The organism is Nonomuraea guangzhouensis (assembly GCF_019396345.1).
GTDB lineage: Bacteria > Actinomycetota > Actinomycetes > Streptosporangiales > Streptosporangiaceae > Nonomuraea > Nonomuraea guangzhouensis.
Genome location: NZ_JAHKRM010000016.1, coordinates 127523 through 151357 on the forward strand (window position 1 = coordinate 127523; position 23835 = coordinate 151357).

At 68.7% G+C, this 23835-nt stretch carries 19 protein-coding genes; 7 read left to right on the forward strand and 12 right to left on the reverse strand.

Going from position 1 to position 23835, the window contains the following annotated elements:
• Both KME78_RS31510 and KME78_RS31515 read right to left on the reverse strand, forming a co-directional pair.
• Positions 1 to 1416 (reverse strand): N-acetylmuramoyl-L-alanine amidase, encoded by a 1416-nt coding sequence (locus KME78_RS31510; RefSeq protein ID WP_246652354.1) that lies wholly within the window; start codon positions 1414 to 1416, stop codon positions 1 to 3.
• Entirely contained in the window at positions 1413 to 1646 is a 234-nt protein-coding gene (locus KME78_RS31515; RefSeq protein WP_219533018.1) for a M23 family metallopeptidase, read from the reverse strand. The genes KME78_RS31510 and KME78_RS31515 overlap by 4 nt, the downstream gene beginning before the upstream one ends.
• 144 nt (positions 1647 to 1790) lie before the next feature.
• On the opposite strand from KME78_RS31515, the gene KME78_RS31520 reads away from it, so the two are divergent.
• Positions 1791 to 4430 (forward strand): AfsR/SARP family transcriptional regulator, encoded by a 2640-nt coding sequence (locus tag KME78_RS31520; RefSeq protein ID WP_246652356.1) that lies wholly within the window; start codon positions 1791 to 1793, stop codon positions 4428 to 4430.
• A gap of 18 nt (positions 4431 to 4448) precedes the next feature.
• On the opposite strand, the gene KME78_RS31525 is transcribed toward KME78_RS31520, so the two are convergent.
• Together KME78_RS31525 and mads6 are read right to left on the reverse strand one after the other, a co-directional pair.
• On the reverse strand, positions 4449 to 4967 hold the full coding sequence (locus KME78_RS31525) for a GNAT family N-acetyltransferase (protein WP_219533020.1): 519 nt from the start codon (positions 4965 to 4967) through the stop codon (positions 4449 to 4451).
• Complete coding sequence (gene mads6 / locus KME78_RS31530) at positions 4964 to 6304, reverse strand: methylation-associated defense system protein kinase MAD6 (RefSeq protein WP_219533021.1); 1341 nt, start codon at positions 6302 to 6304, stop codon at positions 4964 to 4966. The genes KME78_RS31525 and mads6 overlap by 4 nt, the downstream gene beginning before the upstream one ends.
• A 492-nt stretch (positions 6305 to 6796) precedes the next feature.
• On the opposite strand from mads6, the gene KME78_RS31535 reads away from it, so the two are divergent.
• On the forward strand, positions 6797 to 7048 hold the full coding sequence (locus tag KME78_RS31535; protein ID WP_219533022.1) for a hypothetical protein: 252 nt from the start codon (positions 6797 to 6799) through the stop codon (positions 7046 to 7048).
• Between the two features lie 260 nt (positions 7049 to 7308).
• Here the strand turns inward: KME78_RS31535 and KME78_RS31540 are convergent, their stop codons facing one another.
• Positions 7309 to 7611 carry a helix-turn-helix transcriptional regulator gene (locus KME78_RS31540; protein ID WP_219533023.1) on the reverse strand — a complete coding sequence of 101 codons (303 nt, stop codon included), beginning with the start codon at positions 7609 to 7611 and terminating at the stop codon, positions 7309 to 7311.
• A gap of 136 nt (positions 7612 to 7747) precedes the next feature.
• On the opposite strand from KME78_RS31540, the gene KME78_RS31545 reads away from it, so the two are divergent.
• Entirely contained in the window at positions 7748 to 8086 is a 339-nt protein-coding gene (locus KME78_RS31545) for an STAS domain-containing protein (RefSeq protein WP_219533024.1), read from the forward strand.
• A gap of 6 nt (positions 8087 to 8092) precedes the next feature.
• Here the strand turns inward: KME78_RS31545 and KME78_RS31550 are convergent, their stop codons facing one another.
• The 5 genes from KME78_RS31550 to KME78_RS31570 are packed head-to-tail and all read right to left on the reverse strand — an operon-like array spanning position 8093 to position 15123.
• Positions 8093 to 10267 carry a terpene synthase family protein gene (locus KME78_RS31550; RefSeq protein WP_219533025.1) on the reverse strand — a complete coding sequence of 725 codons (2175 nt, stop codon included), beginning with the start codon at positions 10265 to 10267 and terminating at the stop codon, positions 8093 to 8095.
• Complete coding sequence (locus KME78_RS31555) at positions 10264 to 11649, reverse strand: family 2B encapsulin nanocompartment shell protein (protein WP_246652359.1); 1386 nt, start codon at positions 11647 to 11649, stop codon at positions 10264 to 10266. The genes KME78_RS31550 and KME78_RS31555 overlap by 4 nt, the downstream gene beginning before the upstream one ends.
• 43 nt (positions 11650 to 11692) lie before the next feature.
• Entirely contained in the window at positions 11693 to 13090 is a 1398-nt protein-coding gene (locus KME78_RS31560) for a family 2B encapsulin nanocompartment shell protein (RefSeq protein WP_219533026.1), read from the reverse strand.
• Positions 13091 to 13117: 27 nt separating this feature from the next.
• Positions 13118 to 14059: a 4-hydroxy-3-methylbut-2-enyl diphosphate reductase gene (locus KME78_RS31565; RefSeq protein WP_219533027.1), complete on the reverse strand. Its 942-nt coding sequence runs from the start codon at positions 14057 to 14059 to the stop codon at positions 13118 to 13120.
• An 11-nt stretch (positions 14060 to 14070) separates the two neighbouring features.
• Positions 14071 to 15123, reverse strand: coding sequence for a polyprenyl synthetase family protein (locus KME78_RS31570; protein ID WP_246652361.1), 1053 nt, complete (start codon positions 15121 to 15123; stop codon positions 14071 to 14073).
• A gap of 205 nt (positions 15124 to 15328) precedes the next feature.
• On the opposite strand from KME78_RS31570, the gene KME78_RS31575 reads away from it, so the two are divergent.
• Both KME78_RS31575 and KME78_RS31580 read left to right on the forward strand, forming a co-directional pair.
• Complete coding sequence (locus KME78_RS31575; RefSeq protein ID WP_219533028.1) at positions 15329 to 15808, forward strand: ATP-binding protein; 480 nt, start codon at positions 15329 to 15331, stop codon at positions 15806 to 15808.
• Between the two features lie 108 nt (positions 15809 to 15916).
• Positions 15917 to 16783, forward strand: a complete 867-nt coding sequence (locus KME78_RS31580; RefSeq protein ID WP_308127211.1) for a hypothetical protein — start codon at positions 15917 to 15919, stop codon at positions 16781 to 16783.
• A gap of 15 nt (positions 16784 to 16798) precedes the next feature.
• On the opposite strand, the gene KME78_RS31585 is transcribed toward KME78_RS31580, so the two are convergent.
• Positions 16799 to 17203: an STAS domain-containing protein gene (locus KME78_RS31585; protein WP_219533029.1), complete on the reverse strand. Its 405-nt coding sequence runs from the start codon at positions 17201 to 17203 to the stop codon at positions 16799 to 16801.
• Positions 17204 to 17497: 294 nt separating this feature from the next.
• Here KME78_RS31585 and KME78_RS31590 point away from each other — a divergent pair, with 294 nt between their 5' ends.
• The gene (locus KME78_RS31590) at positions 17498 to 18157 is read left to right on the forward strand and encodes a PRC-barrel domain-containing protein (protein WP_246652480.1); all 660 of its coding nucleotides are present in this window, start codon (positions 17498 to 17500) and stop codon (positions 18155 to 18157) included.
• A gap of 103 nt (positions 18158 to 18260) precedes the next feature.
• Here the strand turns inward: KME78_RS31590 and KME78_RS66410 are convergent, their stop codons facing one another.
• Positions 18261 to 20609, reverse strand: coding sequence for a glycoside hydrolase family 6 protein (locus KME78_RS66410; RefSeq protein WP_308127212.1), 2349 nt, complete (start codon positions 20607 to 20609; stop codon positions 18261 to 18263).
• Between the two features lie 275 nt (positions 20610 to 20884).
• Here KME78_RS66410 and KME78_RS31600 point away from each other — a divergent pair, with 275 nt between their 5' ends.
• Positions 20885 to 23806: a glycoside hydrolase family 48 protein gene (locus KME78_RS31600; RefSeq protein ID WP_308127213.1), complete on the forward strand. Its 2922-nt coding sequence runs from the start codon at positions 20885 to 20887 to the stop codon at positions 23804 to 23806.
• Positions 23807 to 23835 lie beyond the last annotated feature (29 nt).

Sequence of the window (23835 nt, forward strand, 5' to 3'; positions counted from 1 at the left end):
TCAGCCGCAGTGCTCGGGAGGGCTCGTGTAGGTGGACGAGCCGACGGAGCCGCCCCACGTGACGCACTTGTCCTCCGCGGCCGCCCTGATGGGACCCGCGTAGTAGGTGAAGCTGCCCGAGTCGGTGACCTTCGTCTTGCCGGCCACCTGGAGGAACGCGCTGGTCGCGCTGGCCTTGCCGAGCGACGTCTTCTTCAGCGTGGCGACGCAGTTGTTGGCGGTGGTGCTGTTGTAGAGCAGGTAGACCGTGCCAGCGGTGCCGAGGGCCTGCGAGTCGATCACCTTGTAGCCGTCGCCGCAGACCTTCTCGGCCGTGTACGGGTTGGTGCCGCCGCCACCACCGGTGCCGCCGGTGACATAGCTCATGTACTTGGTCCAGTTCCAGTGCGACCCGGGGTCGGTGTGGTCGGAGCCGGGCACCTCGACGTGGCCGATGATGTGGCTGCGGTCCTTCGGAATGCCGTACCGGTCGGCGATGTTCTTGGTCAGCGCCGCCGACGAGCGGTACATCTGGTCGGTGAACCACGAGGCGTCGTTGATGAAGCCCTCGTGCTCGATGCCGATCGAGCGGTGGTTGTAGGAGCTGACGCCCGCGTGGAAGGCGCGGTTCTTCTCACGCACCATCTGCGTGATCTGCCCGTCGGACGAGCGCACCACGTAGTGGGCCGACACCTTGGCCGCGGAGTTCTGGAACCACGAGATCGTGCCCGCGTACGAGCCCTGGGTCACGTGGATGATGATCCGGTCGATCTTCTCGTCGGTCGGCCGGTTGGACACGGCGTAGTTCGACGAGCTGGCGGCGGCCCACAGGGCGCCGGGGTAGTCGGTGGTCGCCGCGAGCGTGCGCGGGTCCGAGTTGTACTTGCCGCGGTCCGGCTCCACGACCTTCGCGGTGGACTTCACGCCCGCGGTGTTGACGCCGGCGGCCAGCACTTCGTAGACGGCGTCGGCGTAGACCCGCGCGGTGGTCTCGTTGGCCGCGCCACCGTAGGCGGCGACCGCCTCGTACCACTTGGCGGGGTCCTTGCGCTCGGTCGCGGTCAGGCCGAGCTTGTCGGCCTTGGCGCGCAGCACGGCGGCGCCGCCGAGCACGTTGGACGCGTCGTCGGTCTTGAGCTTCGCCGCCGTCAGGGAGGTGATCTTGGCCGCCTCCTCCAGGGTGTGCGAGGAGGGGTTGCTGACCAGGTGCATCACGCCGAAGCCGTTCATGGCGCTGGGCTGGCCGCCGTGGTCGTCGAGGTGCGTCTCGGCGTAGCCGAGCGCGACCAGCAGGTCACGCGGCACCTCGTAGGTGGAGGCGGCCTTGTCGAAGGCGGCAGGTAAGGGGGCGGCGGTCGCCTGCGCGGTGCCTACCAGCGCGGCCTGCTGGGCGCCCACGATGAGCACCCCGGCCAGCAAAAGCTTCTTCATCATCATGACCCGCAATGTTCGGAGGGACTGTTGTACACAATGGAGCCGGCCGCCGCGGCGGTCACCGGGGCCGCGTTCACAGAGAAGCTGTTCAAATGGGCATAGCTGGTGGCGTAGCGGCCACCAAGGTCGATCTTCACAAGGTTGCCGAAGCCCCTGGTTCGCCGCGGCGACGACGCCGTCCCGAGGCTGAACAACAGAGTGTCGCCCGCGACCGCGAGCCCACTGAGCTTCATGAGGTGAACCTTTCAGATGTGATCTGTGGGACCAGGGTGTGCATTCGGCGCACAAGAATCGTCCAGAACCGATACAAAAGGTGGTCAGGCCTCCAAAGAGGAGCTGATGCGGTCATGTCGGTCACCTTTCATGTACTTGGGCCGTTGGAAGTCCGATCGTCGGGACGGTCCGTCCGGATCTCCGGTAAGAAGCCGAAGATCCTGCTCGCCACGTTGTTGCTGGACACAGGCCGGATCGTCGGCGCCGACCAGCTGGTCGAGGTGCTCTGGCCCGATCGGCCGCCACGCTCCGCACAGGCGAACTTACGCACGTATGTCAGCTCGCTCCGGACGGACCTCGGTGCCGAGCACTTACGCGGCGACGGTTCCGGCTACGCCATTGACGTGCCCGACGGCGCGCTGGACCTGTTGACGTTCGAGGAACTGGTCGCGCAGGCCCGCTTCGCCGACGCGCTCGCCCTCTGGCGCGGCGCGCCGCTGGCCGACCTGCCGGGCAGCCCGTTCTGGGATCGCCGTCTCGAACCGCTCAACGAGGTGCGCTTACGCGCCGCCGAGGAGCTGATCGGCCAGCGGATCGAGTGCGGTGACCACGCCGGGGCGATCACCCAGTTACGCGGCCTGCTGGTGGAGCATCCCTACCGCGAAGACCTGTGGAGCCGCCTCGTCCTGGCGCTGAACCGGGCCGGTAGGAAGGCCGAGGCGCTGCGGGCCTACGCCACGATCCGGGCCCAGCTCGTCGACGAGCTCGGCGTGGAGCCGGGCGCCGACCTGCGCCGCGCCCACGAGTCGATCCTGGCCGACGAGGCCCCGCCGGCCGCGCCCCGGCAGCTCCCGCCGCACCTGCCCGACTTCACCGGCCGGGCCGACGAGCTGGCCCTGCTGGCCAAGCCGTTCTCCATCGCGGTCATCTCCGGCTCGCCGGGGGCGGGGAAGTCGGCGCTGGCCGTACACGCCGCCCACGCCCTGCGGGACGACTTCCCCGGCGGGCAGCTCTACCTCGATCTCGACGGCCGCGAGCCGGCCGACCTGCTGGCGGAGGCGCTGCGGGCGCTCGGCGTCGAGACGGCGCCGCCGACGATCCACGAGCGGTCGGCGTTGTTCCGGTCGATGCTCGCCAAGCAGCCGATGCTCGTGCTGCTCGACGACGCGCTCGACGCGGCCCAGATACGGCCGCTGCTGCCCGGGAACGAGAGCGCCGTCATCGTGACCAGCCGGCGCCGGATCACGGAGTTACCCGGCGCGGTCCAGATAGACCTCGGCGAGCTGTCCGCGCACGACGCGCTGACGCTGCTCGGCCGGATCATCGGTACGGACCGTGTCTCCCGCGAGCACGACGCGGCCCTGGCGATCGTGGAGGCGTGCGGACGTCTTCCGGTGGCCGTGCGGAGCGCCGGATCGCGGCTGGCCGGCCGGCCGGGCTGGTCGCTCGCGGTGCTCCGGGAGCGGCTGGAGGACGACCGGCTGAGCGAGCTGAAGGAAGTCCGGGTCTGCTTCGACCGCAGTTACCGCCACCTGCCCGACGAAGCCGCCCGTACGCTGGGCACTCTCGGCCTCCTCGGCGCCCTGGCCCAGCCCGGCTGGGTGGTCGACGCCGCACTCGGCAGGCACCGCGCCGACGACGTCACCGACCTGCTGGTGGACGTCAACCTGCTGGAGCTGGTCGGCACGGACCCCGTGGGCCAGCCGCGTTACCGGGTGCCGGAGCTGATCCGCCGCCACGCGCTCGAACGCGGCTCCGACCGTACCGGCCTGACCAGGGTGCTGGCCGCCTGGACCGCCACCACCGAGCACGCCATGGCCCGCCTGCCCACCACCGTCTTCAGCCTCACCGCCGCCAGGGCCCCGCGCTGGCGGCTGCCCGAGCAGACGCTCGACCGCCTGACCTCGGACCCGCTGGGGTGGTTCGAGGCCGAGCACGAGACGCTGGTCGGCGCCGTGAGCGTGGCGGCGGAGATGGGGCTGGCCGAGTCCGCCTGGGGACTGGCCGCCGCGATGGTGCCCTACTTGGACCTGCACTGCCATCTCGACACATGGGAGCGTACCCACACCGTCGCTCTCGGTGCTGCCCGCGCCTCGGGCGACACGTACGGCGAGGCCGCCATGCTGCGCGGCCTGGCCCAGGTCTCCCTCTACCAGGACCGCTATGAGGAGTCCATCGACGGCTTCACCCGATCCCGCCGGCTCTTCCACGACCTGGGCGATCTGCGGGCGGAGGCGACCTCGATCTGCGGGCTCGGCGCGGTGAGCCAGTTCCGGGGCAGGCACGCCCAGTCGCTCGGGCACTTCAAGCGCGCCCTGGCCATGTTCCTGGCGGCGGACGACCCGCACGGCGAGGCGTTCGCCAGGCAGGCCATCGGCCGGGTCTGCCTCAAGTCGGGCGACCTGGCCCTGGCGTCGGAATCGCTGGGCCAGGCCATGCAGCTGGCGCAGGAGCTCGGCGACGCCCACCGTGAGGGCTGCGTCTGCCTGCAGATGGGCAACCTGCACAAGGCCATGTCCTTCCACCGGCACGCGCTCGACATCTTCGAGTCGCTCGGGGACCGGCACTGCGGCGCGTACGCCCTCCAGAGCCTCGCTGGGCTGCAGGCGGCCCGCGGGGAGTGGGCGCCGGCCTCCGCCGGGCTGGAACGGTCGCTGGAGATCTTCCAGGCCCTCGGAGACCGGAGCGGGGCGGCGTCGAGCACGCAGATGCTCGGCGAGGTGCACCACTCGGCCGGGCGCACCGGGCTGGCCCTGGACTATCTCAACCACGCCAACGTGCTGCGGCGCAGCCTGCCGGCCTAAGAGCTTTTCCAGGCCAGGTCAGATCCGCGTGTCCAGGTCCGCGCGGATCACGGCGTACATCACGCCGTCATGCCACTCGCCCGCGCGGAAGCCGACTCCGCGCAGGACGCCCTCCCGGGTGAACCCGGCCTTCTCCAGCGCCCGCTGCTCGCCCATGTTGCTGACCTCGGTGGTCGCCTGGACCCGGTTGACCGGCGAATGGTCGAACAGGTAGCGCACCAGGAGCCGCTGGGCCCGCGTGCCGTGGCCCTTGCCGCGGAACTCGGGCGCCACGATGATCCCCATCTCCCAGCAGTAGGCGACCCTGGAGGTCACCTGCTTGCTCCAGGACATGAACCCCACACGGTCGTCGCCATCGGCGATCAGCAGCAGGCCCCCGTCGTCGTGGAGCATCCCGTTCTCCTCCCACCGCCTGCGGATGCGGTGGGGGTCCTGCCAGCCGTACCACTGATGGAGGCCCGTGCTCTCCGGATCGTTGATCAGCCGGTTGAGAAAGGGAAGATCGTCCTCAGCCGCGGAACGAAGCCTGATCGTCATGATCCAGACACTATGCGACGGACAAATCGCTTGAGGCGTGATCGCTGCGGCACTTCAGACAGTGCCTCGAGCGACTCCGCCGCGGTCGGGCGCTTGGCGGGAGAGTGGTCGAGCATCCGGCGCACCACGTCGGGAACGGCCGGACCCTGGGTGTCGGCGCTGGTCGGCAGCTCGCCGGTGAGCAACTGGTAGGCGATCACCCCGGCCGCGTAGACGTCGGAGGCGGCCGTCATCCGGTCGGGCCGCTCATGGCACTCGGGGGCCACGTAGTGGGCGTCGAGCACGTTGCCCAGCTCGTGGGCGACCGTGTAGTTGCGCGCTCCGGGCTTGGCGTAGTCGAACCCGGTCAGCACCGCGTGCCCGTCGGTCACCAGCACGCACGCCGGGCTCAGCGCCCGGTGGATGACGCCGTTGGCGTGCGCGTGGGCCAGTCCGCGCAGCAGGTCCTGGATCACGCCGAGCCGTACGCCGGTGCCCAGGCGCCGGTGCAGCGCCTCGCCGTGCACGTCGTCGAGCACCAGCACGAACCGGCTCTCGTCGTCGATGGCGAAGAAGTCGCGTGAGCGCACCACGCACGGGTGCGGCGGGATGCGGGCCAGCGACTGGTAGGCGTTGGCGATCCGCTGCCGCTCGGCCACCCGCGACGCCTGGTCGGCCAGCGGGTCGGCCTGGTAGACCCGGAGCAGCACGGTCTCGCTGCCCGGCAGCGTGACGTTGAAGGCCCGGTATTCGGTCACCTTCGCGTCGCCGCCGAGCTGCTCCTCGACCTCCCAGTTGCCGAACCTGGGCGGCGCGGTGCTCCGGCGTACGGTCTGGTTGAGCGCGTCGAGTATCGCGGTGAGATACGGCTTGATGCGGGGGCTGCACCCGCGCCGGACCCGCGAGACGTCGCTCAGCGTGGCGAGCAGCCCGTCCAGGGTGGTGACGTTGACCGCGTCGCGCCCGGCCGGGTCGACCAGCTCGGCGTCGGGCGAGGTGAGGACGACGAGGCTGTCGACGTAGACGCGCTCCAGCTGCGTGTTCTTGGAGACCAGCAGCCCCTTCAGCGCCTTCGCGATGCCCCGCAGCTTCGTCGCGGGAGAGCCGTACGCCTCCCTGCGCGGCGGGAACCAGCGGGTGCCCGACACCTCGATCCGGCCGCGGGTGCCCTTGACGTCGACGACGACCAGCGAATGGCCGGTCAGGACGAGCAGATCCACCTCGAAGACGTCGTCGCCGCGTGGCAGCTCGACGTTGTGCAGCAACAGCCAGTCGGCGGGCGCGTGGTCGCGCAGGTAGGAGATCACCCGACGCTCGGCGTCGTTGACCGGATGCCCGCCGCCGACGATCTCTGCCATGGGCCAATCCTCCCACGTTGACGCGTTGACAACCGCGCGGACGGCCTTCCGGCTCAGCGGGCCGTGGCCAGGATGACGCCGGAGCCGTGCGCCGGCTCGACCGCGACCGGTACGGCGAGCAGCCGGCCGTCCTCCGGCAGATCAGCATTCACGATCGTCTTTCTACCGCATCCGCCCGCGCGATTCGCGGACGGAACCCAAGCCCGGGGTGATCCTTGCTCAACCGGCGCATTCGATCTGCCAATCATTCTCGATGCCCGGATAAATGAAACTCAGTTGACCGTGTACGGCACACGCATATATGCCGTTCACCGGCAGGTGGCCGTGGAAAGCCGAATGCCAAGAAAATCAGATGCCCCCTTGACCCCGGCCAGGCGTTCTTGGGTTGCGATATCGACGGACTGCCACGATGGTTATTGGCGGCACCTCACAGCCCTGCACAACGACTAAGGCGCCGGGAATTCCGCGCCCATCAAACGGAGGAAAACAAACATGATCCGTCGTATTCTCGCCGGTGCAGCCATCGCGAGCGTCGCTTTCGGCTTCTGCGTCTCCGCGGCTTCGGCCGACGTCGACCCCACCCCCGGCAACAGCGGCCAGTCCGTCATGAGCCAGGCCACCCTCCTCGACAACATCACCGCGCTGAACGACTCGGCCAAGTACACGAACATCCCGGCCACCGCGAACATCCCCGCCACCGCGAACGTCGGCGACGTCAACCTCAACCTGCTGAACAACCACTGACGCCTGTGCGATCCGCATGAACCATCTCCGTGGACGCTCGCGAGGCCACGGAATCCGCTCGGGTGCGCACCGAGCCGGAACGCCGAGCGGCCCGGGTCGCGATCACGACCCGGGCCGCGAGGTGCTCACTTCACACCTTCGCCCACTCTTGGGGATAAAACGCCTTTTAGCCGTACGAGGCAAAAGGCGCTTGATCAATCGGCGGCGACAATTCGCGACGCGATCAATGCGCGCCCTCTTGGCAGCGCCTTTCCCGCTGATTATCGCGTGAACAAGTCGATCAAACTCCCGATGCGTACCCCGGCTTCAGCGGGGTGCCGGAACCACTCGTCGGCCTCGATGCTGTAATGATTACGCCGGCCCACCCGGACACGGGTGAGATAGCCGGCCGCTTCCAGATCGGCGACGATGCCCTGGGCCGTCCGCTCGGTGATCCCCGCGGTGACGGCCACGTCCCGCAGTCGCCGGCGCGGATCTCTGGCCAGCTCCAGCAGCACCCGCGCGTGGTTGGTGAGGAACGTCCAGCGGGCGGCGGGGGCGGACTCGGCATCGGGACGGTTCATGACTTCACTGTAATACGCCTATTTTTTCGTGAATATCAGATGATGAAACATATTTCGTGTAATGTGAGACCGGGTTCCTGACACATTCGGTGACGGTCATAGCAACCCCCAAGCGTGAGGTCTGATTGGGGGTGCGATGACAGCGAACGGCGAGACGGCCGACACGACGGAGCGCCTGCTGTACGAGGACGGCCAGCTGCGGGTCTTCCTGCGGGCCAGATGCGAGGTGCCGGCGTTGGCGCTCCGCGGCGAGATCGACATCACCAACAGCTGGGCCCTCGCCCAGACTCTGGCCAAGGCCCGCGAGAGCGGCGGCACGCACATCGTCGTCGACACGAGCGAGCTCACCTTCATCGACCTGTCGGGCCTGCGCGTGCTGGCCCTGCCCGCGCTCGACCCCGGCGAGCGGTGGATCCACCTGCGCAATCTCACGCCCTTCCAGCAGCGGCTCCTGAGCCTGCTGGGCTGGTACTGACGCCGGTCAGACGATCATCGCCGCCGAGGTCCCCAGGCCCCTCGGCCCGCCCAGCCGCCACTCGGGCAGCCGGTGGTGGCGGCGCACCGACGCCTCGTCGTAGCGGTGGCAGCCGCGATGCCAGGCGAGCATGCCCGACATCCAGTCGCGCAGCTCCGCCACGTAGCCGTCCAGGGCCGCGCGCGCCTCGTCCCCCAGGTCGTGGTCGTCGTACATGACCGGGAACTCGTGCGCGAAGACGTGCTCGAACTCCTTCATCCGGGACGTCATCAGGTCGGTGACGATGTCGAGGGCCGCCGGGTAGTCACAGCCGAAGAAGTTCTGCACGACCAGCAGGCAGTTGTGCACCTCGCCCTCGAACTCGATCTCCTTCTGGTAGGAGAAGACGTCGTTGAGCAGGGTGCAGTAGTCGGTGGCCGCGTGCTCCAGCGAGATCATCGGCCCGGCCCGGTAGACCTCCTCCGGGACCGTCTCCTCGCGGGCCAGGCGGCACAGGCTCATCGTGAGATCGGAGCCGAAGGTCAGCCGCCGCATCTCGATGTAGTCGACGGGGTCGGGCACGTGGTTCAGCAGGTGGTTGTCCAGCTCCCAGAGCCAGGACGCGAACATGTCCTCGATGGCCACGCGGAGCTTGCGGCGCGCGGTCATGCCGATCGGCCCCGTCGTACGGGTCCAGAGATCGGACAGGCCCCGCTCCAGGGCGCTCACCGGCGTCGGCGGGGCCGAGTTGTCGAGCGGCATGAACGCGCAGAGCCGGTCGACGGTGGCCCGGGCGGCGGCCAGGTTGCGGGTCCTGCCGAAGACGACGGGGAAGTAGTCGTCGCCGTAAGTCCCCCAGCCCACCCAGGCCGAGGCCAGATCCAACTCCTCCGGTGTGGCGTCGGGGTAGAGCCCGGAGGCGCACAGCGCCAGGTCGTAGTCGACGATCTTCTTCTCGTCCCAGACTGCCGAGCCGGTGACGCCCGGTTGCGCGTCGAGCATCCCCATCTCGTGCGCCCAGACGACCAGGTTCCGGCGGGCGGCCCCCAGGTGCGGCGAGCTCCTGACCGCGAAGGGCATGTAGAGGTCGGGGATCCGCGACGGGCCGACCGGCGTGCCGGGCACGTGCGTGTAGTTGCGGATCCGCTTCGCGCCCAGCAGGTCGATGATCGACGTCGTGCCCAGCGGCCGGCGGGTCGCGCGGTCGTTCATGTAGCGGCTGGAGCGCAGGTGCCAGTCGTGGCCGCCCGCCTGCCAGTCCTGCAGCCCCTTGACGTAGGCCAGCACGCCCGCGCAGGAGAGCGGATCCAGACCCTGCTCGACGAAGAGCGGGCCGAGCTCGGTGAACACGGTGTGCTCGAACTGCTGCAGCCGCGAGGTGAGCAGGTCGTTGACGGTGTCGGCGGCCTCCTGCGTGCTGCAGCCGAGGAACTTCTCCAGCACCAGCACGCAGTTGCTGAGCTCGCCCTCGTCCTGGATCTCCCGCTGGTAGGAGAACAGGTCGTTACGCAGGTGCACCCCGTCGGCGAAGGTGTCGCGCAGCACCCGCATCGGCCGGGAACCGGCGATGCGGGCCGGGACCTCGGCCCCCACGGCGTGCTCGACCAGCCCGGCCGACCACGGCGCCCCGCCGACCTTGCGCCGCATCTCGATGTACTCGATGGGATTGGGCACCCGGCCCGCGTTGATGTTGGACAGCTCCCAGAGCGACTCGTTCAGCAGGTTCCTGGTGCTCTCGGCGAAGCGCGCCCGCCAGTCGAGCGACCTGGCGGGGACCGTACGGGCCCACAGGTCGGCCAGCCCCGCCTCGACCGGGTTGGTCGGCTCCGGCATCGCGCACGACAGGTCCATCGGCATGAAGGCGGGCAGCCGGTCCAGGTACTGTTTGCCGCCCGCGCGGTCGTGGCCGCGCTTGAAGATCTCCAGGAAGTGGTCGTCGAAGAAGAAGACCCAGACGTACCAGTCGGTGATCAGCGAGAGCGTGGGGCCGTCGCAGTCGGGATGGGTGTAGCCGCACAGCAGCGCGTAGTCGTGGGCGTCGAGGTCGGCCTGCTCCCAGACGCCCGAGCCCTCCAGCATGCCCATGCCGCGCGCCCACTGCCTGGAGTGCGCGCGGGCCTCCTCGACGTGCGGGTTGAGCCGGGCCGGATAAGGCACATAGAAGTCCGGCAACTCGAACGGCTGTGCCACGGATCGGCTCATGAGCCCATCACCTCGGCGTTCTCGAGCAGGCCGAGCGCGTCGGGCACCAGGACCGCGGCCGAGTAGTAGGCGCTGACCAGGTAGGACATGATCCCCTTCTCATCGATGCCGGACAGACGGACGTTGAGCCCCGGCTGGTACTCGTCCGGGATGCCGGTCTGGTGCAGGCCGATGACGCCGGAGTCCTCCTCACCGGTCCTGAACGCGAAGATCGAGCTGGTGCCCTGCCGGCTGATCGGGATCTTGTCGCAGGGCAGGATCGGCACGCCACGCCAGGCCGTCAGCCTGCTGCCGTCGAGCTGGACGGTGTCCGGGTAGACGCCTCTCGCGGTGCACTGCCGGCCGAAGGCGGCGATGGCGCGGGGATGGGCCAGGTAATAACGGGTCTTCTTCCGGCGGCTGAGCAGTTCGTCGAGATCGTCGGGGGTAGGCGGGCCGCCGCGCGTGGAGACCCGCTGCCGGGGATCGACGTTGTGCAGCAGCCCGAAGTCCCGGTTGGTGATCAGCTCGTGTTCCTGGCGTTCGCGTAGTGCCTCGACGGTCAGCCGGAGCTGCTGGTCGAGCTGGTTCATCGGCTGGTTGTACAGGTCGGAGACCCTGCTGTGCACGCGCAGGACGGTCTGGGCCACGCTCAGTTCGTACTCGCGCGGGCTGAGCTCGTAGTCGACGAACGTGCCAGGGAGCACCGGCTCGCCACGGTGCCCGGCGGCCAGCTCGATCGCGGCCTCGCCGTGCTTGTTCTGCGGCCGAGCCCGCCGGTGCAGATAGGACTCGACCTGCGTACGGAAGGCCGGCGAGAATTCCATGACGGTGCGGAAAGCCGCTCTGGGCAGGACCAGCACCGTGCAGGCGGTGCCGGCCCTGAGCGTGTACGCCCACCGGTCCTCCGGTCCGGGGAGGTCGTTGCCCGTGTGGTCGCCGTCGGCCAGCGTCTCCCGCACGACGCCGGTGCCGTACGGGCCGGTCTGGACCTTGTCTGCCTTGCCGTGCGCGATGAGCAGGAGGTCGGCCACCGGGCGGCCCTCCTCCACGATCGTCTCGCCCCGTGTGTACTCCCGCTGCTCGAACAGCCCCGCCAGCCGGGCGAGCAGCGGGTCGTCGGCGAAACCCTGCAGAAACGGCAACTCCGTCAGGCTTGGCGGAAACACCTGAAACGTCGCACCCGCGCTGATGAAGCTGACCTGGCCGCCGCCGATCTGGTAGGTGAGCCGGCGGTTCACCCGGTAGGTGCCGGCGGCGGTCTGTACCCACGGAAGCGCCCGCAGCAGCCACCGTGAAGAGATCTCCCGCATCTGCGGAGCAGTCTTGGTCGTGGTGGCGAGCCGGCGTGCCGCCTCCGTGCCCAGGCTCTGCCTTGAGTCCCGCTGGTCCAATTCCGTCAACCGAAACACCGCCGTTCATGGGGCCGGGCGAACCGATCCGCTCTCAGCTGCCGAGCGCGACGTCTTCGAGGATGCCGAGCGCGTCAGGCACCAGCACGGCCGCGGAATAGTAGGCGCTGACCAGGTAGGAAATGACGGCTTGCTCATTGATGCTCATGAAACGCACCGACAGGCTGGGCTGGTACTCGTCCGGGATGCCGGTCTGGTGCAGGCCGACGACGCCCTGGTTCGCCTGCCCGGTGCGCATGAGCAGGATGGAGGTCGTCCGGGTGCCGGTGATCGGGATCTTGTTGCACGGGAAGATCGGCACGCCGCGCCAGGCCGGGACGCGGTGCCCGTTCACCTCGCTGGCCTGCGGATAGATGCCACGCTTGCTGCACTCCCTGCCGATGGCCGCGATGGCCTGCGGGTGCGCCAGGAAGAAGGCGGGCTCCTTCCAGACGGTGGCCAGCAGGTCGTCGAGATCGTCGGGTGTGGGCGCGCCGTCACGGGTGCGGATGCGCTGGCTGAGGTCGGCGTTGTGCAGCAGCCCGAACTCACGGCTGTTGACCAGCTCGTGTTCCTGGCGTTCGCGTAGTGCCTCGACGGTCAGCCGGAGCTGCTGGTCGAGCTGGTTCATCGGCTGGTTGTACAGGTCGGAGACCCTGCTGTGCACGCGCAGGATCGTCTGGGCCACGCTCAGTTCGTACTCGCGCGGGCTGAGCTCGTAGTCGACGAACGTGCCGGGGAGCACCGGCTCGCCGCAGTGCCCGGCGGCCAGCTCGATCTCGGCCTCGCCGTAGTCGTTCTGGGCCTGTCCTTCAGCGGTCCGAGAGCTCTGCAGGTGGGCGCGTAGCGCGGGGGACCGGTCGAGGACCGTCTGCAGGTCCCGCTGTGACAGCGTGAGCACGGTGCAGGCGGTCTTGGCCTTCGCGGTGAACTTCCACTGGCCCGGCTCGCCCAGCAGCTCCTCGCCGAAATGGTCGCCGTCGGCCAGCACACCGAGTGCCTGGTCGTCGTCGTACGCGCCATGGCCGATCTTGACCACCCGGCCATGGGCGATCAGGATCAGCTGGTCGAGCGGGGTGCCCTCGCGGACGATCTCCTCGCCGGCCTCGCACTCGCGCTGGCTGAACCGGTCGGCGAGAGCCTGGAGAACCTCGCTGTCGTCGAAGCCGTGCAACTGGTGCAGCTCGGTGAGCTCCGCGGCGATGACATGGACGTCCGCGCCGCTGGTGGTGAACGTGATGCGACCGTCTCCCAGCGTGTACGTCAGCCGGCGGTTGACACGGAAGACGCCACCGGAGGTCTGCACCCAGGGCAACAGCTTGAGCAGCCAGCGGGAGGTGATCTCCTGCATCTGCGGGGCGGTCTTCGTGGTCGTCGCCAGGTTCTTGGCGGCATCGGTGCTGAGGCTGAGCTGCTGGCCGTTGGCCTCGGTCGACTCGGTCGTTTCGGTCATGGTGCACCACCAATCTTCAGGGGTTTGCTAGCCGGGGTGTCGAGCGGCTCGGAGTTCGTGCGGAAGGGAGAACGTGAGGGTCTCTTCGGTCAGCGTCACCGGCTCCACGTCGGCGTAGCCGCGGGTGGCGAGCCAGTCCAGCAGCTCGGTGACCAGCCCTTCCGGGACTGACGCGCCCGAGGTGACGCCGACGGTCTCGACGCCGTCGAGCCACCGCTCGTCGGCGTCACCGGACCGGTCGACCAGGTGGGCCGCCCGCGCGCCCGCGCTCACGGCCACCTCGACGAGGCGCCGCGAGTTGGAGGAGTTGGCGGAGCCGACGACGATGACCAGGTCGCACTTGGCGGCGATCCTGGTGATCGCCTCCTGGCGGTTCTGGCTGGCATAACAGATGTCGTCGCTCGGCGGGTCGATGAGCTGGGGAAAGCGCTCGCGCAGCCGGGCGACGGCCTCCATGGTCTCCTCGACCGCCAGCGTGGTCTGCGACAGCCAGCTCATCCTGGCCGAGCCGCCGATCGTCAGCTCGTCGAGCCGGGCCGGGTCGACCACGTGGATGTGGTCGGGCGCCTCGCCGACGGTGCCCTCCACCTCCTCGTGCTCGGCGTGGCCGATGAGCACGATCTCGTAACCCGTACCGGCCAGCCGTGCGGCCTCCTTGTGCACCTTGGTGACCAGCGGGCAGGTCGCGTCGATCGTGCGCAGACCGCGACGGTCCGCCTCTCCTTTGACCGCGGGCGAGACGCCGTGCGCGGAGAAGACGACCAGCGCGCCCTCCGGGACCTCGTCGAGCTCGTCGACGAAGATCGCGCCGCGGCTGGTGAGGTCGTCGACCACGTGGGTGTTGTGCACGATCTGTTTGCGCACGTAGACGGGCCGGCCATAGCGTTTGAGCGCCTCCTCGACGGTGAGGATGGCACGTTCCACGCCCGCGCAATAGCCGCGCGGAGCCGCCAGAAGTACTCGTCCCATGATCTTCGCCCCTACCGGTCCCGGTGCGCGAGCTGGTCGGCCAGTACGGTCAGCGCCTCGCGCGCCTCGGAAGTGATCGGTGCCGAGTCGAGCGCCTTGGCGGCCTCGCGCACCCGCTGGTCGATCATGTCCTCGACCTCGGTCAGCGCGCCGGTGGCGAGCAGGATCTCGCGCAGCTCGTCCGCCTGCTCCTCGGTCAGCTCCTGGTTGCCGTGCCAACTGCGCAGGTACGCGAGCTGCGCGGGTGTCGCCCGGTGCACGGCATGCGCGAACAGGACCGTGTGCTTGCCCTCACGCAGGTCGTCGAGGGCCGACTTGCCGGTGTCGGAGGAGGAACCGAACGTGCCGAGCACGTCGTCGCGGAGCTGGAACGCCTCGCCGAGCGGCAGGCCGAAGCTCGAGTAGGCGTCGAGCAGTGCGGGACCCGCCCCGGCCAGGGCCCCGCCGATCTGCAAGGGACGCTCGACGGTGTACTTGGCCGTCTTGTAGCGGATCACCGTCAGCGCCGCCGAGACCGTGGCCCCCGCGCGGATCTGGCCGAGGATGTCCAGGTATTGGCCGCTGATGACCTCGGTCCGCATGGCGTCGAACACGTGGTGGGCGCCGTGCAGCCGGTCCGGCTCCACGCCGCACGATGACAGTAACGCGTCGGACCAGGCCAGGCTGAGCGCGCCGAGCAGGATCCCGCCGGCCTGGCCGAACGCCTCGGCACCCGGCCCCTCGTGCAGGTCGGCCAGGCTGCGGTGGATCGTGGAGCGGCCCCGGCGCAGGTCGCTGCCGTCCATGATGTCGTCGTGGATGAGCAGCCCGGCGTGGCAGAGCTCGAGCGCCGCCGCCGCGCTGATGATCTCCTCACAGTCGTCGCCGCCGGCGCCCCGCCAGCCCCAGTAGCACAGCTGCGGGCGGATCCGTTTGCCGCCGCTGAGGATGAAGCTCGTCAGCAACTCATAGGCCGCCACCACGTCGGGATCGGAGATGGGCGCGCGCCAGTCGTCCAGGAATCCATTGAGCCGTCTGTCGATGCGAGGTCCCACGGGGTCTTGCTGCCATCCGCCGACCACCATGCTGCTGGGCTCCTTCGGTAGAGCGTTCGCTACCAACAGTTAGTCATCGAATACGTAGGGTGTAAAGGGTCTTTTTGCTGGCTCTCCCCAACCGGATTTGACGGTGTAATGCCCGGCGGAGCGGGCAGAGCGAAGAGTTGTCATGGGTCCAGAAGCGCGGCCCGCGTGTTGACGTGGTCAACCCCGCGAAGACGAGGAGCTTGTGATGCGCACCCTGCTGGCCCAGTCCTTCACCCTCGATGAGGTGACCGCGCTACGAGGTTCCGTGGCGGAGCAGGCGGCTGACTGCGGACTGAGCGGCGCGCGGCTGGAGGACTACATCCTCGCCGTACACGAGAGCCTCATCAACGCCGTGGAGCACGGTGGCGGGCGCGGCTACTTCACGTTGTGGACGAGCGACCGGATGCTCCGCTCGGAGACCTGCGACCAGGGCCCCGGCATCCCCGACGAGTACGTCGACGTGTGGCGGCGACCCTCCGACGTCGCCTACGCCGGCCGGGGCATCTACCTCATCCGCACCCTGTGCGACGGCGCCAGCTTCCACACCGGCCCAACGGGCACCACGGTCCAGCTCACCATGTGGCTGCCGGGACCGGCCCACCGGGCGCCGCAGCGTGCGCCGCTGAGACGTATCAGAGTGAAGGCCGCGAGCACGAGGGATCGGCACAACGGTTTCCGGGCGTGACTATTTATCGGAAGTCAACCGAATTTCAACCATGACCCAGCATGGTCATGCATCGTGGCTACGCAACAACTCTCTCAAGAGTCAACCGATATCCCGGCACTCCCTCCGGTGCCAGAGCTGGAGCCGGACCCGTCCGGCAGTGTCGTGAGCATGCTGGAGCGCATCGGCTCCGTGGTCGTCCCCGTGGGTGTCGGGCTCTACGCGATGCTTTACCTGGGCATCCAGCAGATGTACTGGGTCTTCGACATCAATCCCGAACAGGCGGGCATCGACCAGTCCGTCCTGCTCGGGCGGCTCATGGGCACGCTGATCCTGCTGCTGCTCATCCTGCTGCCCGTGATCTGCATCCTGGTGGCGGTGGGCTGGCTGCTCGACAAGGTGACGCGCGGCGCGGTGAACCGGGTCGTCCAGGGCGTCAGGCAACGGCCGTGGATCGCGGCGGTCATCGCCGCCGCCTGGTCCGGGGTGACCTATCTGGGCACCACCTACCTGTTCACGCTGGAGATCTCGCCGCTTTACGTGCTGGGGGCCCTGGTGTTCGGGATCCTGGCGTTCGTGGTGCCGTTCCGGCTGCTGCGCCGCAAGCCGGTCGGGCGGGCCGGGATGAAGGTGCTCGTGGGCGCGCTCACCGGCATCGGGCTGGGCATGGGGCTCGTCGTCGGGCTCGTCCTTGGCGCGGGGGACGTGCGGAACACCGGGCAGGCCAACGACCTGCTGAACCTGGTGGGGTTCCAGGATCAGTGGGTGGTGGTGAAGGACGGTGACGACAAGCCGTTGTACGACGGGCGCGACATCATGCTGCTCGGCGAGAGCGACGGCGTCTACGTCTTCTACGACTGCGACAACATGACGACGTTCCGGCGGCCGGCGGAGTCGACGAACCTCGGGGAGATCCGTCTCGATCCCGAGCGGGAGCCGGGCTACACCTGCGGGAGCCTGGTCAAGGACGAGGAGGCCAAACCGAAGTCGGGCTGATCGGCCGGTTCGCCCTCAGGCCGCGCCGGGCCCGCCGTTGCCCGTGAGAGGGCGGCGGTGCGGAGGCTCCGGCGGGGTCAGCGCGGCGGTGAGCGCGTCCTGGAGTGTGGGGTACACCGGTAAGTGCTCACCGATCCGGGTGATCTCGACGAGCCTGGCCGGCATGGACTGCAGTGCCGCCAGGCGGACGCTGCCGCCGTGCTGCCGGGAGTAGGTGTAGGTGCTGAGCAGCAACCGGAGCCCCGCGCTGTCCATGAACTGCACTTCCGCGAAGTCGAACACGAGGTGGTCGCCGGGCCGCTGGCGGCACTCCCGGATGAATTCGTCGAGCCTGCTCTGGTTGGTGGCGTCCAGCTCGCCGCCGACGGCGATCACCGTCACACCGGGCAGATGCTGGCAGGCGTACGTCAGCCAGGACATAAGGCGTTCCGTCGGCGAGGTAAGGCTGCGATCAGCCGCGGCTGCAAGAGAGGATAGCTCGCCATGCCTGCACGATAGTCGTTTCGTGGCGGGATATCGCTGTGCAACGGATCGAACCCTTCCCTTTTTCCGAACGGCGATTTTAGCTATTTATCCGTTCAAAGTGGTGTCCAAGGCGACCCCAAACCTCGCGTAGAAAGCGTGGTTTGTAGAGATGCGGGGTATTTGTCCACTTTGAACCCGGTCGGCACGCCGACCGGGCGGCGGACGAGACTCGGGGGGATCGCCGTGGCCATGCAAACAGAGATCCGCAGCCTGCTCGACAGTCGCGTCTTGGGCGCGGACGGTGAGGAGATCGGGAAGGTGGGGCAGGTTTATCTCAGCGACAGTACGGGCGAGCCCGAGTGGGTGACCGTACGCACGGGGCTCTTCGGGGTGAGGCAGACGTTCGTGCCGCTGATGAACGCCCGCCGGTCGGGGGCCGAGATCCGCGTTCCCTTCGACAAGGAGACGATCAAAGACGCGCCGAACATCGACGTCGACGGCCGCCTCTCGCTGGCGGAGGAGGCCAGGCTGTACCGCCACTACGGCATCCGGGCGTCGGGCATACCGTCCCAGCGCACGGCTGAGGCGCACATCAGGGTGGAGAAGCGTCACGTACATCTGTACAAGTACGTGGAGACCGAGATCGTCCAGGAGGGCATGCCGCTCGAAAGGGCTGCGACGGAGCCGACACCCGTCGACTACCTGCGCAGCCTCAAGGGGAAGAGACGGCCCCCCGAGATGGGCCGGGGCCGCCGGGAGCAGTTCGACGTGGAACGGGTCGACGTGGAACGGCTCGAGGCGGAGAAGGAGCGGATGCCGCTCGACAGCGGCGACGACCTCGGCGAGCACGACGATCACGATGGTCACGACGACCTCGGCGGGTTCGACGACCGGCCACCGCTACGGTGACGACACGAAGGCCCAGGCCGGAAGATCGGCCTGGGCCTTCGTCATGTCCGCCGGGGAGACGGACGGGCAGGCGTCCGTCAGGAGACCGGCGGATGCGTGGCCGTCAGTTGACGGGCGGGTAGGCGTTCCGGACCAGCTCCTGGAACTGGGCGGAGAACCACTGGCCGGACAAGGGGGCGTCGGGCAGCGCGCCGGTCAGGTTGTGGCCGTTGAGGTCGTTGCCCGTGTAGGTGGGGTCGCACATCCGGTCGAACTTCTTGCCCTCGTCGTTCGGGATGTCCTTGCTGGCGCCGTCCGACTCGCCGGGCGGCTTGATCCACACGTAGGCGTCCAGACCGGATTCGGGGTTGGCGGTCGGCCGCGCGCCGAGACCCGCGCCGCTCTGGTTGCACCAGTTGCCGGCGTGGATGCGCCGGTCGATGCGTGACTGGTTGACGAAGGTGTCGACAACCGTCGAAGTGCTCGGGCCGGTCGGGCGGGCGCTGCCGCCCCAGCCGTTGCGCGAGGTGTCGATCAGCATGCCGAGCCCCGACTTGAAGCCCTTGCCGATCAGCGCGGTACGCAGGGCCTGGGCGAAGGACGACTCGTCCACGTACCAGTTCCAGTCGACCCACTTGGACTGCCGGACCGAGGTGCCGTTCACCGTGGTGTTGATGGTGAAGTACAGCTCCTTGGTCACGGAGGTGTTCGCGGTGTTGGTGATGAAACCGTCGACGCTGTCCACCCCGGCGCTGGCGCCGGCGACGGTGGAGTAGAAGAGGTTGACCGACGGGTTGAAGTTCGAGTCCCAGCCGAGCCAGGCGTGGTGGGCGGCGTCGATGTAGGTGTAGACGTTCGACATCGCGTGCAGCTTGTTCAGCGCGTACTGGACGCCCTGGACGTAGGCGCCGGAGGAGTTGGCCTCCGCGCACTTGGCGAAGCTCAGGTTGGTGACCAGGTTGGGCAGCGAGTCGGGCTCGATGATCGTGACGATCCGCAGGTTCGCGTACTTCGAGTCGCTCATGATGGCGGCGATCGGGTCGATGTACTCGCTCTTGTAGCGGTTGAGCCCGTTCTCCGCGACGAGCAGCTCGCCGTTGGAGGCCAGCGCCGAGCAGTCGCGGTTGGGCAGGTCGTAGATGACGAACTGGACGGTCAGCGGCGCGGAGCCGTTGGCGGCGTCCTGGGTGACGGCCGCGTCCAGGTGCGCCCGCAGGCCCATGACGGACGAGCTGCCGGCGATGGCGGCGATGCGGTCCAGCCACACGGCGGTGGAGGTGTTGGACACCGCGGCACCGCCCGGTTCGGCGGCGGCCTTGGCCTTCCAGTTGGGGTTGACGTAGCCGGTGGCGCCCGCGTACGGGTTGTCCACGTGTCCGGCGGGCGGCGGGCCGTCGTCGTCGGCCTCGGTGGCGGTGACCGTCTTACTGGTCAGGCCGGTGGAGGCGACGGTGAAGGTGCGCGTGCCGTTGGTGGTGTCGGAGTCCTGGGCCGCGCCGATGGTCACGGTCTGGGCGGTGTTCCAGTTGGCGGAGGTGAAGGTGAGCGAGCCGCCCGAGGTGACGGTGAGGTCGGCGTCGCCGCTGCCGGCCGTGGAGGTGACGGTCAGGTTCGCGGACGGCTGGATGGCCGGCTTGACCGTGTAGGTGGCGCTGCCGCCTTCCGGAACGGTCACCGCGGCCGGGGTCACGACCAGCGACTGCGTCTGCGTGGTGTCGTCGTCGACCTCGGTGGCGTTCACGGTGGCGGAGGTGACGCCGGTCCCGCCGACGGTGAAGGCGGCCGTGCCGTTGGTGGTGTCGGCGTCCTGGGCCGCGGCCAGGGTCACGGTCTGGGCGGTGTTCCAGTTGCTCGGGGTGAAGGTGAGCGAGCCGCCGGAGCTCACGCTCAGGTCGGTGTCGCCGCTGGACCGCGTGGTCGCGACGGTCACGTTGGCGGTGGGGGCGGACGACAGCCTGGCGGTGAAGGTCGCCGTGCCGCCCTCGTTGACGGACACCGAGCTGGCGGAGGTGACCACCGAAGGCGTCTGTGGGTTACCGCCGCCACAGGTGACGTTGTTGACGGTGAAGGCGGGCGGGTTCGGGTTGGAACCGCTCCACGTGCCGTTGAAGCCGATGTTGGTCGAGCCGCCGGTGGCGAGGTTGCCGTTGTACGACAGGTTCTGCCCGGTGACCCGGGTGCCGGTCTGGCTCCAGTTGGCGCCCCAGCCGGTCGGGGTGTACTTCTGGGTGGTCGTGGGGAAGTCGAAGGCCAGCGTCCACGCGGTGAGCGGGTCACCGAGGTTCTTCAGTGTGATGTTCGCGGTGAAGCCGCCCTGCCCCGGACTCGTCGTCCACGTGTTGGGCGTGTAGGCGACGTCGCAGGCGACCGCGGCTTGCGCGGCCGTGGTCTGGCCGGTGGCGAGCCCTAAGGCCGCCAGGCAGGCGGCGGTCGCGGTCACGGCCCATCTGCGCAGGCCGCGGTGGAGTTTCACGAGCAATCATCTCCAGGGAGCTAAGACTGACGTGTGGGAGCGCTCCCATCTTGAGCCGTGCTCACGGGTGTGTACAGGGTGCGGTGAAGTGCGGCTGGGTCGCCTACCCCGGCATGCTCGCCGAACGCCGCGGAACGTCCATGAAACTTTCATGCCACGGCGCCAGGTGAGAGGAAATATGCCTATTACCGGGACGGCATTCCGTTGACATCTCCATGCCGCCACCCACAATCCATTTTGGGAGCGCTCCCACCCACTACTCCCATGGAGACCTCGTGTCGTACACAATGTTCGCGCGCCTGAGGAGGCGGCTCGCACCCGCTTTCCTCCTTGTCCTCATCGCCGGGGTGACCACCACGCTGACCGCCGCGCCCGCCAGCGCTGCCGTCGCCTGCGATGTGACCTACACCACCAACGACTGGTCGGGCGGCTTCACCGCCAGCGTCACCATCAAGAACACCGGTGACCCGATCAACGGCTGGACGCTCGGCTTCACCTTCCCCACGACCACACAGAAGCTCAGTCAGGGCTGGAGCGCCACCTGGGCGCAGACCGCCCAGGCCGTCACCGCCAAGAACCTCGACTGGAACGGCAACCTCGCCACCGGCGCCTCCACCAACATCGGCTTCAACGGCACGTTCAGCGGCACCAACCCCAAACCGACCGCGTTCACCGTCAACGGGGTCACCTGCGGGGGCGCCAACCAGCCGCCGACCGTGGCGCTGACCTCGCCGACCGCCGGGCAGACGTTCGTGGCGCCCGCCACGGTGCCGCTCGCCGCGACCGCCTCGGACCCCGGCGGCTCGATCGCCAAGGTCGACTTCTACCAGGGCACCACGCTGCTGAACAGCGACACCGTCGCGCCGTACGCCTACAGTTGGCCGAACGTGCCCGCGGGCAGCTACTCGATCACCGCCAGGGCCACCGACAACCTCGGCGCCACCACCACCTCCGCGCCCGTCGGGATCACCGTGACGGCCGACTCCACGCCGGCGCTCGTGGTGAGCCCGACGAGCCTGGCCGTGCCGGAGAAGGGCACCGCGGCGTTCGGCGTGCGGCTGTCGCGGGCACCCACCGGCAACGTGACCGTCGCCACCGCGCGGACCAGTGGTGACACCGACCTCACGGTCTCCTCGGGCGGCAGCCTGACCTTCACCACCGCCAACTGGAACACCGCGCAGAACGTCACGCTGGCCGCGGCCGACGACACCGACACGACCGCCGGCTCCGCCACGTTCACGGTGAGCGCGACCGGCTACGCCTCGGTCGCGGTCGCCGCCACCGAGGCCGACGACGACCTGCCGGGCGGCGACAACGAGTACGTCAAGCGGTTCACCGAGCTCTACAACGAGCTGCACGATCCGGCCAACGGCTACTTCTCACCCGAAGGCGTGCCGTACCACTCGCTGGAGACCTTCATGGTCGAGGCGCCCGACCAGGGGCACGAGACCACGTCGGAGGCGTTCAGCTACTACCTGTGGCTGGAGGCGGTCTACGGGCAGGTGACCGGTGACTGGGCCAAGTTCAACACCGCCTGGGGCGTGATGGAGAAGTACATCATCCCGGCCACGGCCGACCAGCCGACCAACTCGTTCTACACCCCGTCGAAGCCGGCCACGTACATCCCCGAGTCCACCTCGATCAACAACTACCCGTCGCCGCTGGACACCAGCGTGAGCGTGGGCAGCGACCCGATCGCCAACGAGCTGAAGAGCGCGTACGGCACCGGCGACATCTACGGCATGCACTGGCTGCTGGACGTGGACAACACCTACAAGTTCGGCCGCTGCGGCGACGGCACCACCAAGCCCGCCTACATCAACACCTACCAGCGCGGCCCCGAGGAGTCGGTCTTCGAGACGATCCCGCAGCCGTCCTGCGACACGTTCAAGCACGGCGGGCCCAACGGCTTCCTCGACCTGTTCGTCAAGGACAGCTCGTACGCCAAGCAGTGGAAGTACACCAACGCCCCCGACGCCGACGCGCGGGCCGTGCAGGCGGCGTACTGGGCCGAGACCTGGGCCAAGGCGCAGGGCAAGGAGTCGCAGATCTCGGCGTCGGTCACCAAGGCCGCGAAGATGGGCGACTACCTGCGGTACTCGATGTACGACAAGTACTTCAAGAAGCCCGGCTGCACCAGCCCGTCCTGCGCGGCCGGCACCGGCAAGGACGCCTCCAACTACCTGCTGTCCTGGTATTACGCGTGGGGCGGCGCGACCGACGCGAGCGCCGGCTGGGCGTGGCGCATCGGCTCCAGCCACAACCACTCCGGCTACCAGAACCCGCTGGCCGCCTGGGCCCTGTCGAACGTCGCCGAGCTCAAGCCCAAGAGCGCGACCGGCGTCACCGACTGGAGCACCAGCCTGACCCGCCAGCTCCAGTTCTACAAGTGGCTGCAGTCGGCCGAGGGCGCCATCGCCGGCGGCGCGACCAACAGCTGGGAAGGCCACTACGGGACGCCGCCGGCCGGTCTGCCCAAGTTCTTCGGCATGGCCTATGACTGGCAGCCCGTCTACCACGACCCGCCGTCCAACCAGTGGTTCGGCTTCCAGGCGTGGACGATGGAGCGGGTGGCCGAGTACTACTACGCCACCGGCAACGCCGACGCGAAGGCGCTGCTCGACAAGTGGGTCACCTGGTCGCTGGCCAACACCACGATCAACGCGGACGGCACGTACCAGATCCCGTCCACGCTGCGCTGGACCGGTCAGCCCGCGGGCGACTTCAGCTCGGCGAGCGGCATGCCCGCCGCCAACCCGGGCCTGCACGTGACGGTCGCGGACTACACGCAGGACGTCGGCGTGGCCGGCGCCTACGCCAAGGCCCTGATGTACTACGCCGCCAAGGCCAACCACGCGGCGGCGAGGACCACGGCCAAGGCGCTGCTCGACGGTGTCTGGAAGTACCGCGACGCCAAGGGCGTGTCGGTGCCGGAGACCAAGACGGACTACAAGCGGGTCGGTGACCCGGTGTACGTCCCGGCCGGGTGGAGCGGCACCATGCCGAACGGCGACCCGATCAACTCCAACTCGACGTTCCTGTCGATCAGGTCCTTCTACAAGAACGACCCCGACTACGCGAGGGTCGACGCCTTCCTCAAGGGCACGGGACCGGCGCCGGTCTTCAACTATCACCGGTTCTGGGCGCAGGTGGACGTGGCCGTCGCCCTGGCCGAGTACGGACGGCTCTTCCCCTGAGCCGTCGCTCCATGATCACCCCGCCTCGC